The organism is Pseudomonas sp. D8002 (assembly GCF_013385695.1).
GTDB lineage: Bacteria > Pseudomonadota > Gammaproteobacteria > Pseudomonadales > Pseudomonadaceae > Aquipseudomonas.
In genome coordinates, this window is the sequence record NZ_JACAPM010000049.1 from 13,160 (window position 1) to 27,453 (window position 14,294).

Here is a 14,294-nt window from a genome sequence, read left to right on the forward strand (position 1 = left end):
CCACATTTTGACTGAGTTCCTTCAGAGATATCGTTAAAGGATATTGGAGTAATCCGCCTCGATCCGGTCCAGGCTCAAATGGTTGAGGAAGTTGGAGAAACACATCCACGCCGCCAACGCATTCATGTCGCGGAACTGATCCGGCAGGTATTTGGGTGGCACCACCAGACCTTCGTCCACCAGTTGGCGCAGGGTACGCATGTCTTCCAGGGTGGTCTTGCCGCAGAACAACAACGGCACTTGCTCCAGCTTGCCTTTGCGCACGGCCAACTGAATGTAGTTGTAAACCATGATAAAGCCCTTGAGGTAGGACAAATCCTTGGTAAACGGCAGACCCGTAGGCGTCGACCCACGGAAAACCCGGCTGGCGTTGCCGTAGCTTTCCGCCATCTCAAAGCCCTGCTCGCGGAAGAATTCGAACACCTGCAGGAAGTCGGCTCCCTGCTCCACCATATGAATGGCGCGAGTGCGGTTGGTCAGCTTGCGCAGGCGGCTGGGGTAGGAGGCGAAGGTGATGATTTCCATCAGGATCGCCAGGCCTTCCTGGGTCACGGTCGACGAGGGCGGGCCCTTGGACAGGAAGGTGCAGATCGGCTGGTTTTGCCCATTGAGGGTGGTGCCCACGTGCACCAGGCCTTCATGGACCTCCAGGGCGCGCACGTCGCGGTCGTTGAACATCGCGTCGGCGCGGATCTTGATGTAGTCGGCACCTGCCGCCGCATCCGCCACGATACCGTCGGACTCAAACACCCGGATGGTTTCCTCGGCCTCGCCGAATACCTTGTTCAGGCGGCTCTGCAGCAGGTTGACGGCATCCTTGGCGGTCAGGGTCTTGGCTTCGTCCTTGAGGTCGCCACGGCCATCGATATTGTTCAGGTAGTCCGACATCATCAGGCCGAGGTCGGCCAGGGTCGGGTCACCGGCATGGAACGCATCGGAAGCGGCGCCGTACAGCTCCTGGGAGATCAGGCCGAAATCCTCGGTGCCCCGCGCTTCGAGCATGCGCACCACCATGCGGTATTCCTTGCACATGCGCCGCATGATCTGCCCGACCGGGTTGAACTGGCCAAGCTGGCGGGTGATGTCACGCTCGATGTTCTGGAACTCCAGCTTCACCGCGCTGGAATCGAACGACAGCGGCCGGGTCAGGTAGTAGTCGCGGTCCACCGCCGGCATTTCCTTGCCCTTGGCCTTGAGGAATCCCTGGCGAATATTCTCGTCCCACTTCACGGCGTCGAGGACGCGAATCGGTGTTTGCGCCAGCACAATGCGATCGGACAAGGCGCGTATCGTCTGCTGGTAATCGTCCACCCGGTACTTCCTCTTTAAACGTTATTTGCCTGCACGCTGGTAGCGTACGGCTTCGACGAACACATCGGCATTGGCCGGATCATCCAGGTACGCAAATACCCGGGCCATGGAACTGTCGATCAACACACCGGCACCCTCGACGGTTTCGACGGTGCTGCCACTCAGGACCTTCTGGCCGACCGCCTGGTGGACCTGATCCAGGTCGAGGTTGTAGACCACCAGCTCGTGCTCATCATTCAATTCGAACCCGGCGAGGATGTAATGCCCGCCGAACCTGGCCGGCAATGGCGCCGACAGATACCAGCGGCTGCCATGCCGGGAAACCGTGAACAGGTATTCATCCCGCTGGCCCGGCTTGGCCTTAGGGTAGCTCACGGCTTTGTAGCGGTGCTTACCGACGCGGCTGATTTGCAGGTTGAGCGGCTCACCCCAGGCGTTTTTGCTGGCCCATTTGCCAAGCAGACCATCAGGCGCCGCCTCGCTGGCGGGCAACGGGTCCTTGAAGGTCACCAGGCAACCGCTGAGCAACAGGAACGACAAGGCGATCACGACGACGCGCCAGGCTTTCATTGGACAATCCCCTGTGTCAGACCGAAGCCAACACCAAATGCATGTAACGCTTGAGGATCTCAAGCATTTCTTCGCTGGTCAGAGGCTCTGCGCCGCCCAGCAGGCCCTGATATTCCATCCGACCGATAATCGCCGTCAACACTTTGGCATCCTGTTGCGGCTCGCGGGAACCCAATACCTGGAAAAACTGGCAAGTGCCCTGCAGCAGGATTTGCTGGTGGGAGCGCACCAGCTCGGCCAGGCGCGGGTTCAGCAGCGCTTCCTGGCGAAACGCCTGCTCGGCCATCAGGTGCTCACGGCGGTTGAGCAATTGGCGTTGCACGTAATCGGCGGTCAGGCGCGCGATGTCATCGGCCAGTTGCGAGCGCGACTGCGGGCTGCCGTCGCCATAAGCCACCATCTCGCGCAGCAGGCCTTCATTACGCACCCACAACTTGCCCATGAACGCGGCGCTGCGCTCCACATATTGGGCGAAGGTGTCGGTGAGCAGGTCGTCGATATCCTTGAAGTAATAGGTGGTGGCCGACAACGGCACACCGGCTTCCGCCGCCACCGCACGGTGACGCACGGCACGCACGCCTTCGCGTACCACGATGCGCATCGCTGCATCGAGAATGTCCTGCCTGCGCTGCTCACTGCCCCGGCGACTGGCCTTGCGGCCCTGGTACTGAACACTTTCAGCCACGGCAGCGGCAATGCCGGCGGCACCCTTTTGAGCCATTACGCGGTTCACGACGGATCTTCCTCCACAGTGTGACGCGGAGCGTCACGGGCTGCGTTCCCACGCAGAGCGTGGGAACGATCACCTGGCGCTGTTTACTTGACGCTTATAAACGCCACATAAAAAAGCCGCCTTATAAAAGGCGGCTTCGGATTTCGCTACGGTTACGCTTGTGGCCGCATGTGCGGGAACAAGATCACGTCACGGATCGACGGCGAGTTGGTCAACAACATCACCAACCGGTCGATGCCGATACCTTCACCGGCGGTAGGCGGCATGCCGTATTCCAGGGCGCGTACGAAGTCGGCGTCGTAGTGCATCGCCTCGTCGTCGCCAGCGTCCTTGTCAGCCACCTGGGCCATGAAGCGCTCGGCCTGGTCTTCGGCGTCGTTCAGCTCGGAGTAGGCGTTGGCGATTTCACGGCCGCCGATGAAGAGCTCGAAACGGTCGGTGACGTTCGGGTTGTCATCGTTGCGACGGGCCAGCGGCGACACTTCGAACGGGTACTGGGTAATGAAGTGCGGCTGCTCCAGCTTGTGCTCCACCAGCTCTTCGAAAATCATCACCTGCAATTTGCCCAGGCCTTCGAAGCCCAGCACCTTGGCGCCGGCTTTCTTGGCGATGGCGCGGGCCTTGTCGATGTCGTTCAGGTCATCGGCGGTCAGCTCAGGGTTGTACTTGAGGATCGAATCGAACACCGACAGGCGCACGAACGGCTCGCCGAAGTGGAATACCTTGTCGCCGTACGGCACGTCGGTGGTGCCCAGGACCAGTTGCGCCAGTTCGCGGAACAGTTCCTCGGTCAGGTCCATGTTGTCTTCGTAGTCGGCGTAGGCCTGGTAGAACTCCAACATGGTGAATTCAGGGTTGTGACGAGTCGAAACGCCTTCGTTACGGAAGTTGCGGTTGATCTCGAACACTTTTTCGAAGCCGCCAACAACAAGCCGCTTGAGGTACAGCTCAGGCGCAATACGCAGGAACATTTCCATGTCCAGCGCGTTGTGGTGGGTTTCGAACGGCTTGGCTGCGGCACCACCCGGGATGGTTTGCAGCATCGGTGTTTCAACTTCGAGGAAGTCACGCTTCATCAGGAAGCTGCGGATGTGCGCAATAACCTGCGAACGCACGCGGAAGGTCTGGCGCACTTCTTCGTTGACGATCAGGTCAACGTAGCGCTGGCGATAGCGCTGCTCGGTGTCGGTCAGGCCGTGGTGCTTGTCCGGCAGCGGGCGCAGGGATTTGGTCAGCAGGCGCACGCTGGTCATTTCAACGTACAGGTCACCCTTGCCGGAACGCGCCAGGGTGCCTTCGGCGGCAATGATGTCGCCCATGTCCCAGGTTTTTACCGAGGCCAGGGTTTCTTCGGACAGGGTTTTACGGTTGACGTAGACCTGGATGCGACCGGTCATGTCCTGGATCACCATGAACGAGCCACGGTTGAGCATGATGCGACCGGCAACCTTGACCGGGATTGCAGCCTCTGCCAGCTCTTCCTTGGTCTTGTCCGCGTACTGTTTCTGCAAGGCATCGCAGTAGTTTTCGCGGCGGAAGTCGTTCGGGAAGGCATTGCCCTTGGCGCGCTCGGCAGCAAGCTTTTCCTTGCGCAGGGCGATCAGGGAGTTTTCTTCCTGTTGCAGGGCTTGCGGGTCGAGTTGTTGGTCGCTCATGTCTTTAAATTTTCCATCAGGTTCGTTGTCCCCGGCCTGCGGCCGGGGATCGCCGGCAAGCCGGCTCCTACAAAGGAGTTACAGGCCAGATTTCAGGCTGGCTTCCAGGTATTCGTCGATATCACCGTCGAGCACCTTGTCGCAGTCGCTGCGTTCGATGTTGGTACGCAGATCCTTGATCCGCGACGCGTCGAGCACATACGAGCGGATCTGGTGACCCCAGCCGATATCCGACTTGGTGTCTTCCAGCGCCTGGGACGCGGCGTTGCGTTTCTGCATTTCCTGCTCGTACAACTTGGCCCGCAGCATTTTCATGGCGGTGTCCTTGTTCGCGTGCTGGGAACGTTCGTTCTGGCAGCTCACCACGGTATTGGTCGGTACGTGGGTAATACGTACGGCCGAGTCGGTGGTGTTTACGTGCTGGCCACCGGCACCGGAGGAACGGTAGGTGTCGATCCGCAGGTCTGCCGGGTTGATCTCGATTTCCACCTTGTCGTCGATCTCTGGCGAGACGAAAACGGCGGAGAACGACGTGTGGCGACGGTTGCCGGAGTCGAACGGGCTCTTGCGCACCAGGCGGTGTACGCCGATCTCGGTCCGCAGCCAGCCAAAGGCGTATTCGCCCTTGATGTGCACGGTCGCGCCCTTGATGCCGGCGACTTCACCGGCCGACAGTTCCATGATGGTCGCGTCGAAACCGCGTTTGTCGGCCCAGCGCAGGTACATGCGCAACAGGATGTTGGCCCAGTCCTGGGCTTCGGTGCCGCCAGAACCGGCCTGGATGTCCAGGTAGGCGTTGTTCGGGTCCATTTCATGGCTGAACATGCGGCGGAATTCGAGTTTGGCGAGGTTTTCCTCGAGACGGGCCAGCTCGGCGACGACATCGCCCACTGCGCCTTCGTCGTTTTCTTCGACGGCCATGTCCAGCAGGTCGCGGCAATCGCCCAGACCGGTGTTCAATTCGTCGAGGGTGTCGACGATCTGCGCCAGCGCAGCGCGCTCGCGGCCCAGTTCCTGGGCATATTCAGGTTTGTTCCAGACAGCCGGATCTTCAAGCTCGCGATTGACTTCGGTCAGACGCTCATGCTTTTGATCGTAGTCAAAGATACCCCCGAATAGTTTCGGAGCGCTCGGACAGGTCCTTGATGGTGTTAAGGATCGGGTTGATTTCCATGGCGGGCAGCACTCGTTGGCGAACTTTTGAAAGCCGACGAGTATAACGACAAACGGCTGATAACGGCAGTCCGCTTGGCCGAAAAGGCGGGGATATGCACCATCCAGACAGCGATGAAGATCAAATGTGGGAGCGGGCTTGCTCGCGAATGCGGTGGTTCAGTCGCCAGATGTATTGACTGACACACCGCATTCGCGAGCAAGCCCGCTCCCACATTAGGTCTGCGACATCCCGCAGACCGTATTCCCTACTCGATCCCCACCTGATTGCGCCCATTGTGCTTGGCCAGGTACAGGCCCTTGTCCGCCGCCGAGATCAATTGCCGGCAATCGGTGCCCTGCACCGGGGTCATGGTCGCCAAGCCAATACTGATGGTCAGGCTCGCCCCTTCTGCCGGGGCAATGTGCGGGATTTTCAGGCTCGCCACCGCCTGGCGCAGTTTCTCGGCCACCAGCCGCGCACCGCCCGGCGAGGTATTGGGCAGCACCAGGGCAAACTCTTCACCGCCATAACGCGCCGGCAAATCCGAAGGACGGCTGCTGGCATCACGAATGGTCGCCGCCACCTTGCGCAACGCCTCGTCGCCTTCCAGGTGGCCGAAACTGTCGTTGTAGGTCTTGAAGAAGTCCACGTCGATCATCAGCAGCGACAGTTGGGTCTGGTCACGCATGGCGCGGCGCCATTCCAGTTCCAGGTATTCGTCGAAATGCCGGCGATTGGACAGCCCGGTCAGGCCGTCGGAGTTCATCAGCCGTTGCAGCACCAGGTTGGTGTCCAGCAACTGCTGTTGGCTGACCCGCAGCGCCCGGTAGGCCGCGTCCCGTTGCAACAGGGTCATGTAGGAGCGCGAGTGATAGCGGATGCGCGCCACCAGTTCGATGTTATCCGGCAGCTTGACCAGGTAGTCGTTGGCCCCGGCAGCAAACGCCGCGCTCTTGATCAGCGGGTCTTCCTTGGTGGAAAGCACGATGATCGGGATGTTCTGCGTCGCCGGGTGATTGCGGTATTCGCGCACCAGGGTCAGGCCATCGAGACCCGGCATCACCAAGTCCTGCAGGATCACCGTCGGCTTGATACGGATCGCCTGGGCAATGGCCTGGTGCGGATCGGCGCAAAAGTGGAAGTCGATATTGTCTTCATGGGCCAGGCCCCGGCGTACGGCCTCGCCGATCATCGCCTGGTCGTCGACGAGCAGCACCATGGCGGCGTTTTCGTCGGTCTTGAAGTCGTCGAGCTGCAAATCATTCATTTACGGTCACCTGAATTACTACCTGCAGGCCAGGACAGCGTGTGATATCGGTCATTTTGCGAATACCTCCAGCAATCGTGGCGCAATTCTGTCCAATGGGCGAATTTCAACAGCCGCGTCAATCGCCGCTGCCGCTTTGGGCATGCCGTAAACAGCACAGCTTTGCTGGTCCTGCGCGATGGTCAGGTAGCCTTGCTGACGCATCAACTTAAGTCCCTGGGCGCCATCACGCCCCATCCCCGTCAGCAGCACGCCAACGGCATCGCCATTCCAGTAGCTGGCGACGCTCTCGAAAAACACGTCGATGGACGGCCGGTAAATCTCGTTCACAGGCTCTGCGGTGTAGGCCAGCGTGCCGTTCTTCAGCAGACGAATGTGATGATTGGTGCCCGCCAGCAACACGACACCGCTTTGGGGCGGCTCGCCTTCCCGGGCCAGTCGCACCGGCAGGCCCGAGGCACTGCTCAGCCATTCGGCCATGCCGGCGGCGAACACCTGGTCCACATGCTGCACCAGCACAATGGCCGGCGAGAAGTCCCGGGGCAAGCCCTTGAGCAGGGATTCCAGGGCAGCCGGGCCGCCTGCGGACGAACCGATGGCCACCAGGCTCTGGCGTTTGCCCGTGGCCCGCTGGGGCGCAGGCTCGGCCCGCACGCGGCTGCCACGCTGGCCAATCAGCCAGCCGATATTGAGGATCTTGCGCAACAGCGGTGCCGCGGCGTCCTTCGGATTGCCCACGCCCAGTGCAGGCGTGTCAACCACGTCCAGGGCGCCATGGCCCATGGCTTCGAATACACGGCTGACGTTGGCCTGGCGGTCGACGGTGACAATCAGGATCGCACAGGGCGTCTCGGCCATGATCTGCCGGGTGGCCTCCACACCGTCCATCACCGGCATGATCAGGTCCATCAGAATCAGGTCGGGCGTAAACTCGGCGCAACGCTGCACTGCTTCCAGGCCGTTGCCCGCAACCCACACCACTTCGTGGGCCGGCTCTAGGCTCAACGCCCGGCGCAAGGCCTCCACGGCCATGGGCATGTCATTGACGATCGCAATCCTCATGCCCGTGCTCCTCCGATCAGCTCCACCACCGCGTCCAACAGCGCGTCGTCATGGAAGCTGGCCTTGGCTAGATAATAGTCGGCGCCGGCGTCCAGTCCACGGCGACGGTCTTCTTCCCGATCCTTGTAGGAAACAACCATCACCGGCAGGGATTGCAGGCGAGTATCACGGCGCAAGAGTGTGACCAATTCAATACCGTCCATGCGAGGCATATCAATGTCCGTGATCAGCAGGTCGAAGTCTTCGGAGCGCAGCGCGTTCCAGCCATCCATGCCATCGACTGCCACGGCCACTTCATAACCGCGATTAAGTAACAATTTGCGTTGCAGCTCGCGCACGGTCAGCGAGTCATCCACCACCAGAATACGCTTGCGCGGTGCTTCGAGGGTTTGCTGGGTGCGTCGGGCGATGCGCTCCAGACGACCGGTATTCAGCAGTTTGTCCACCGATCGCAGCATGTCTTCGACGTCGACGATCAGCACCACCGAACCGTCATCGAGCAACGCTCCGGCGGAGATGTCCTGGACCTTGCCCAACCGGTCGTCCAGGGGCAATACCACCAGCGTGCGCTCGCCGATAAAACGCTCCACGGCAATCCCGTAGACCGCATCGCGCTCGCGGATCACCACGACCTTCAGGGTTTCCTCACTGCCCTGCCCCGGCGGGCGCTGCAGCAACTGGCTGGCGGCGACCAGGCCGACATGCCGGCCTTCGTGCCAGAAATGCTGGCGGCCTTCCAGTTGCACGATGTCGTCGGGCGCAAGATCGCACATGCGCTCGATGTGGGCCAGCGGGAAGGCGTAGGCCTCTTCGCCAACTTCCACCACCAGGCTGCGCACTACCGACAAGGTCAACGGCACCTCCAGGTGGAAGCGACTGCCCTGCCCCGCCGTCTGCTCCAGCACCACCGCGCCGCGCAACTGGCGCACCATATGCTGCACCGCATCCAGGCCGACCCCGCGCCCCGAGACCTCGGTGACCTTGTCCCGCAGGCTGAACCCCGGCAGGAACAGGAACGTGAGCAGTTCCTCTTCGCTCAGGCGCAGGGCGGTTTCCACCGGCGACAAATGCCGGTCGACGATGGTGCCGCGCAGGCGCTCCAGGTCGACACCGTTACCGTCGTCGCTCAACTCAAGCACCAGCAAGCCGGCCTGGTGAGACGCCCGCAGGCGGATCAGGCCTTCAGCCGGTTTGCCGGCCAGCAGGCGTTGCTCGGGCATTTCAATGCCGTGGTCCACAGCATTGCGCAGTAAATGGGTCAGCGGCGCTTCGAGCTTTTCCAGCACATCGCGGTCGACCTGGGTTTTCTCGCCTTCGATTTCCAGGCGTACCTGTTTACCAAGGCTGCGGCCCAGGTCACGCACCATGCGCACCTGCCCGGCCAGCACGTCGGCAAACGGCCGCATGCGGCACGCCAGCGCCGTGTCGTACAAGACTTGGGCGCGTTGCCCGGCCTGCCAGCCGAACTCGTCGATTTCGGCGGTTTTTTCCGCGAGCAGCGCCTGGGCTTCGCTCAACAGGCGGCGGGTGTCGGCCAGGGCTTCCTGGGCTTCCAGGCTCAGGTCGACGGTCTTGAGGTGGCCGTCGAGGTTTTCCAGGGCGCGGGCGCTGTTGCTCTGGATGCGCTTGAGGCGTTGCAAGCTGGCGAGGTAAGGCTTGAGCCGCTGGGTTTCCACCAGGGACTTGCTGGACAGGTCCAACAGGCTGTTCAAGCGTTCGGCGGTCACCCGCAACACCCGCTCGCCGCCTTCGGTCATGCGCTTATTTTGGCGCGGCAGTTCGGCACTGACCGGCGGCGCGGGTTCGGGCTCCGGCGGCAGGGTCAGCAGCGCTTCCATCGACAATTCAGGTTCTGGCGCGGGCGTTGGCGGCGGCGCGGGCTTTGGCGCAGCGGGCGGTGCGACTTTCTGCGACGGATCGAGCAACCGCTCCATCAATGCCACATAGGACTCGATGTTCGCCGGGCCCACGGTGTTGCCCGGCGTGGCAATGCGCATCAGCAAATCGGTGCCTTGCAGCAGTGCGTCGATATGTTCCGGCAGCAGGTACAAGCGGCTTTCCTGGGCGCTGACCAGGCAATCTTCCATCACGTGGGCCACGCTGACCCCCGCGTCCACCCCGACAATCCGCGCCGCGCCCTTCAGGGAATGGGCGGCGCGCATGCAGGCTTCGAGCTGGTCGGCCTGGGTCGGGTTGCGCTCCAGGGCCAGCAGGCCGGCGCTGAGCACCTGGGTCTGGGCGTCGGCTTCCAGGCTGAACAGCTCCAGCAGCGAGGCATCGCGCATCTGGTCGGGGGTCATGTGAGGCTCCGGGTCACGGCAGACAACAATTGCGCCTCGTCCAGCCAGCGCAGGCTGCGGCCTTTCCACTGCAACACCCCTTGGGTATAGCGGGCGCTGGCCTGGGTGCCGGAGGCAGACGCCGCGTTCAAGGTGCGTTCATCAATGGCATGGATACCGTCCACTTCGTCCACCGGCACCACCACGGGGCCGTCCTGCGCCGCGATGATCAGCATGCGCGGCATGATTCGTGCGCCACTGGGGCCGCTGCCGGTGCTGTCCAGCCCCAGCAATTCCACCAGTGACAGGCACGCCACCAGTGCGCCACGCACATTGGCCACGCCCAGCAAGGCGCGGGAACGCTGATGGGGCAAGGAATGGATCGGCTGCAACGGCGCCACTTCCACCAGGCAGCGAGTGGCGATGCCCAGCCATTCTTCGCCGAGGCGGAACATCAGCAGCGAACGGGTGAGGACATCACCCTCGACTTCCGGCGTCGCGACGGGGCGGTGATCGTCCTGCTGCAAGGCATAACGATCGAGCAGGCGCGTGGCGGCGGCGGAATACACCGAGCAATTGCGACAGTGAATGTGCTCGGCCAGCAACGGGCAGGACTTGTCACCGTGGATGCCGATGCGGTTCCAGCAGTCATCGATGGCCTGGGTATCGGCCAGGGTCAGGTTCAGCTCGGGATCCAGGGTCATGATTTACGCTCACTGTCAGCTCGCTCGCTGCGCGCGGCACGAGCCTGCAAACGCCGGGCGCCGGCGACATCGCCCTGGGACTCGAGCAACGCGGCCAGGTGCATCAAGGCCTGCGGGTGCTGGGGTTCCAGGTACAAGGCTTTTCTGTAATAACCCTGGGCTTCCAGGGCGCTGCCGGCCACATCGCTGAGCAGGCCCAGCCAATAAAACACCTGGGCCGCCGGCGGATGGCTCTGCAAATAACGCTCGCAGGCAGCACGGGCTTCCAGGCTCTTGCCTTCATTGGCCAGGGTCGCAATCTGACTGAGCAGATCGGCGGCGTCCGACTGCGGGGGCGGCGGCTTGATCGGTACCACTTGGGCACTGACGGTGCTGAATGGCCGGGGCCTGGTCGGGATAGGCGCGGCACTGCGCTGAGGAATCGGCGCGGGCATCGGCACAAATACCGGTTCAGGCGCGGGCTCCGCATGCCGGCTGAAGGCAAACGACTGCGGCACGCCAATCGAACGCATGCCCAGGCGCCCCAGCAGGCTGCCTTCGGCAGGACCGATAAACAGCACGCCGTCGACATGGGTCAGGCCCTTGAGCACTTCAAACACCTGCTTCTGGGTCGGCTGGTCGAAGTAGATCAGCAGGTTGCGGCAGAACACAAAATCGTAGGTGGGCTCGTTGGCCAGCAGCGTGGGGTCCAGCAGGTTGCCAACCTGCAGGCGCACTTGTTCGCGTACCCGGTCGGCAATCCGGTAGCCGTCGGTTTGCTCGGTGAAGTGGCGATCGCGGAACTCGAGGTCCTGGCCGCGAAACGAATTCTTGCCGTACACCCCACGGCGGGCGCGCTCCACCGACAGCGGGCTGACGTCCATGCCCTGCACCTTGAACTGATGCGGCGCCAGCCCGGCGTCGAGCAAGGCCATGGCAATCGAATAGGGTTCTTCGCCGGTGGAACACGGCAGGCTGAGGATCCGCAGGGCGCGCATCTGCTTGATTTCGGCCAGGCGGGCGACCGCCAGCCGGCCCAGGGTGGCGAAGGATTCGGGGTAACGGAAAAACCAGGTTTCGGGGACGATCACCGCTTCGATCAGCGCTTGCTGTTCGTCGGTGGAGGCCTGCAATTGCTGCCAGTATTGATCGGCGGTCTGCGCGCTGAGCGCCATGCTGCGCTGGCGTACGGCACGCTCGATGATCGCTTCGCCCACCGAGGCAACGTCCAGGCCAATGCGCTCCTTAAGGAAGTCGAAGAAGCGTTGATCACTGCTCATCAACCCTCCTCGCCCGCGGCAAACAGCAGCGCCTGCACGTCAGCCGTCAGCAGGTCCGCCACGCCGATCCACTGCATCAAGCCACGCTCGTCTTCGCGCACCGGGCCCAGGTAACGTGCCTGGCGGTTGTCCAGGCCGTAGGGCTGGAACTCCGCCGGGTCACAGCGCAGGGTATCGGTGGCCTGTTCGAGGATCAGCCCCAGCCAGCGTGCCGGAGTGAGTGCATCCGGCTGATAATTGACCAACACCAGGCGCGTGCTGGTGCGGGCCTGGGCCGGCGTACCGAAGGTCAAGGCACTGAGATCGATCACCGGCACCATTGCCCCGCGATGGGCAAAGATCCCGGCGACCCACGCAGGCGCATGGGCAATGGGCTTGAGCGGCAGGCGCGGCAGCACCTCGGCCACTTCCGTGGCCTTGAGGGCATACCGTTCATTACCGATGTGAAACACCAGGAACAGTGCTTTCTTCACTGCCGCAACGGCACCGCGTTTAGCCGTGAGGTCGTTCATCAGACTTTAAAACGCGACACGCCGCTGCGCAGGCCGACGGCGACCTGGCTCAGCTCGTCGATGGCAAAGCTGGCCTGACGCAGGGACTCCACGGTCTGGCTGCTGGCATCGCCCAACTGCACCAGCGCATGGTTGATCTGCTCGGCGCCGGTGGCCTGGGCCTGCATGCCTTCGTTGACCATCAACACCCGTGGCGCCAGGGCCTGCACCTGATGGATGATCTGCGACAACTGCTCGCCCACCTGCTGCACCTCGAACATGCCACGGCGCACTTCTTCAGAGAACTTGTCCATGCCCATCACCCCGGCCGACACCGCCGACTGGATCTCGCGGACCATCTGCTCGATGTCGTAGGTGGCCACGGCGGTCTGGTCGGCCAGGCGCCGCACTTCGGTGGCTACCACGGCAAACCCGCGACCGTACTCACCGGCCTTCTCGGCCTCGATGGCAGCGTTGAGGGACAACAGGTTGGTCTGGTCGGCGACCTTGACGATGGTCACCACCACCTGGTTGATGTTGCCGGCCTTCTCATTGAGGATCGCCAGCTTGGCGTTTACCAGGTCAGCTGCGCCCATCACCGAGTGCATGGTTTCTTCCATGCGCGCCAGGCCTTGCTGGCCGGAGCCGGCGGCCACCGAGGCCTGGTCGGCGGCGGTGGAGACTTCGGTCATGGTACGGACCAAGTCCTTGGAAGTAGCAGCGATCTCCCGCGAAGTAGCGCCGATCTCGGTGGTCGTCGCGGCGGTTTCAGTGGCCGTGGCCTGTTGTTGCTTGGAAGTCGCGGCAATCTCGGTGACCGAGGTAGTGACCTGTACCGAAGAGCGCTGTGCCTGGGACACCAGGGCGGTGAGCTCGGTCATCATGTCGTTGAAGCCGGTCTCTACTGCGCCGAATTCGTCCTTGCGTTCGAGGTTCAGGCGTTTGCTCAAGTCGCCGGTGCGCATGGTTTCGAGGATGTCGACGATGCGTTTCATCGGCGCCATGATCGCGCGCATCAGCAGCAGTCCGCAGAGGCCGGCGGCGAGGATCGCGAGGATCAGCGAGACGCCCATGCTGATTTTTGCAGCGGACACGGCGTCGTCGATAGCGTTGGTGGCGCGGTCCGCGACGTTTTTGTTTTCGGTGATGATGTCGTTGAGCTTCATGCGGCCTGCGGTCCAGGTCGGGGTCAGCTCGGCGTCGAACAGTTTGCGGGCGGCGGCCACGTCGTGGTTCTGCAGGTGGTCGAGAACGCCGGACAGGGCCTTGTTATAGGCCTGGTGCAGGGCTTCGAATTTATCGAATTCGGCCTGGTCCTCGCCGCCGTTGATGGTCGCCTTGTAATTGGCCATCTGGGTGAGGATACGGGTTTCGAAAGACTTGAAGTCGGTCTTGTCGGCGTCGGTGAGGCCCTTGTCTTCGCGCAGGCCAATGATATCGAGGGTTTGCAGGTAACTGTCGACCCAGGCACTGCGGATCATCGAACTCAGGTACACCCCCGGGACTGCGTCGTCACGGACTGATTCTTCGCTGAGTTCGATCTTCAACAGGCGTGAATACGAGACCACTACCATCAGCAGCATGATCGCGATGATGACCGCAAAGCTCGCCAAAATCCGTTGGCGCAAGGTCCAGTTCTTCACAGTAATTCCTCGAGGGCCATTCAAATGGAGAGGAGTATAGCTGAGCGGATGCCATCATTAATCAACGGGTTGTGGGATCTGGGTCACGCTCGGGGGAGGAAAGTTTTCTTGGGGGGGCATATCCGTTGCTGCGGTAACGGCTGCTATTGGTTCCGCTCTTACAG

12 protein-coding genes are annotated in these 14,294 nt (G+C 62.1%); all 12 read right to left on the minus strand.

The window, feature by feature from the left end; all coding sequences use genetic code 11:
- Positions 1-33: 33 nt before the first annotated feature.
- Positions 34-1,311: a flavohemoglobin expression-modulating QEGLA motif protein gene (locus tag HX807_RS26075; protein ID WP_003219237.1), complete on the minus strand. Its 1,278-nt coding sequence runs from the start codon at positions 1,309-1,311 to the stop codon at positions 34-36.
- Positions 1,312-1,332: 21 nt separating this feature from the next.
- Complete coding sequence (locus HX807_RS26080; protein WP_003219239.1) at positions 1,333-1,881, minus strand: hypothetical protein; 549 nt, start codon at positions 1,879-1,881, stop codon at positions 1,333-1,335.
- 16 nt (positions 1,882-1,897) lie between these two features.
- On the minus strand, positions 1,898-2,614 hold the full coding sequence (locus tag HX807_RS26085; RefSeq protein ID WP_023659125.1) for a TetR/AcrR family transcriptional regulator: 717 nt from the start codon (positions 2,612-2,614) through the stop codon (positions 1,898-1,900).
- Between the two features lie 152 nt (positions 2,615-2,766).
- Positions 2,767-4,269 (minus strand): lysine--tRNA ligase, encoded by a 1,503-nt coding sequence (lysS, locus tag HX807_RS26090; RefSeq protein ID WP_003219243.1) that lies wholly within the window; start codon positions 4,267-4,269, stop codon positions 2,767-2,769.
- A gap of 78 nt (positions 4,270-4,347) precedes the next feature.
- Positions 4,348-5,443 (minus strand): peptide chain release factor 2 gene (prfB, locus tag HX807_RS26095; protein ID WP_096236834.1). Its coding sequence is split into 2 segments (ribosomal slippage): positions 4,348-5,370 and positions 5,372-5,443, totalling 1,095 coding nucleotides; the frame shifts between segments, so codons are not numbered across the junction.
- Between the two features lie 247 nt (positions 5,444-5,690).
- Positions 5,691-6,692 (minus strand): diguanylate cyclase, encoded by a 1,002-nt coding sequence (locus tag HX807_RS26100; RefSeq protein WP_003219248.1) that lies wholly within the window; start codon positions 6,690-6,692, stop codon positions 5,691-5,693.
- A 51-nt stretch (positions 6,693-6,743) separates the two neighbouring features.
- The gene (locus HX807_RS26105) at positions 6,744-7,754 is read right to left on the minus strand and encodes a chemotaxis response regulator protein-glutamate methylesterase (protein WP_003219250.1); all 1,011 of its coding nucleotides are present in this window, start codon (positions 7,752-7,754) and stop codon (positions 6,744-6,746) included.
- Complete coding sequence (locus HX807_RS26110; RefSeq protein WP_177051547.1) at positions 7,751-10,054, minus strand: hybrid sensor histidine kinase/response regulator; 2,304 nt, start codon at positions 10,052-10,054, stop codon at positions 7,751-7,753. Before HX807_RS26110 ends, HX807_RS26105 begins: the two co-directional genes overlap by 4 nt.
- Positions 10,051-10,737 (minus strand): chemotaxis protein CheW, encoded by a 687-nt coding sequence (locus HX807_RS26115; RefSeq protein WP_102368208.1) that lies wholly within the window; start codon positions 10,735-10,737, stop codon positions 10,051-10,053. Before HX807_RS26115 ends, HX807_RS26110 begins: the two co-directional genes overlap by 4 nt.
- Positions 10,734-11,996 (minus strand): protein-glutamate O-methyltransferase CheR, encoded by a 1,263-nt coding sequence (locus HX807_RS26120; RefSeq protein WP_134325821.1) that lies wholly within the window; start codon positions 11,994-11,996, stop codon positions 10,734-10,736. Before HX807_RS26120 ends, HX807_RS26115 begins: the two co-directional genes overlap by 4 nt.
- Positions 11,996-12,508: a chemotaxis protein CheW gene (locus HX807_RS26125; protein ID WP_008431120.1), complete on the minus strand. Its 513-nt coding sequence runs from the start codon at positions 12,506-12,508 to the stop codon at positions 11,996-11,998. Before HX807_RS26125 ends, HX807_RS26120 begins: the two co-directional genes overlap by 1 nt.
- Positions 12,508-14,070, minus strand: a complete 1,563-nt coding sequence (locus tag HX807_RS26130; protein WP_371316498.1) for a methyl-accepting chemotaxis protein — start codon at positions 14,068-14,070, stop codon at positions 12,508-12,510. Before HX807_RS26130 ends, HX807_RS26125 begins: the two co-directional genes overlap by 1 nt.
- Positions 14,071-14,294: the final 224 nt, after the last annotated feature.